Genomic DNA, 390 nt, shown 5'->3' with positions numbered 1-390 from the left:
TCGCGCACCGCACCGAAGGCGTCGTATTCGGGCAGCAGGCTTTCCATCACGTTGAAGACCGACTCGTAGAGCGCCACGTCGATGAACTGGCCCTCGCCGCCATGCGCCGTGCGGTGGTGCAGTGCCGTCAGCACACCGATCACGCCGTGCAGCGCCGCCAGCGTGTCGCCCAGCGAAATGCCCACGCGTACCGGCACCCGCCCTGGCTCACCGCTGAGGTAGCGCAGCCCGCCCATCGATTCGCCGAGCACGCCGAAACCCGGCTTGTCGCGGTAGGGACCGGTCTGCCCGTAGCCCGAGATGCGCAGCATGATGAGGCGCGGGTTGAGCGCATGCAGCTGCTCCCAGCCCAGGCCCCAGCCTTCGAGCGTGCCGGGCTTGAAGTTCTCG

The 390-nt window shown here is 68.5% G+C and carries 1 protein-coding gene; it reads right to left on the bottom strand.

The features are described from left to right. The coding region (locus DBV14_RS34125) for a CoA transferase (protein WP_260397319.1) at positions 1-390 on the bottom strand (390 nt) is incomplete at both ends.

The sequence above is a fragment of the Variovorax sp. KBW07 genome, from assembly GCF_003852515.1.
Taxonomy (GTDB): Bacteria; Pseudomonadota; Gammaproteobacteria; order Burkholderiales; family Burkholderiaceae_C; genus Variovorax.
This window is presented reverse-complemented; position numbering and strand designations above follow the sequence as displayed.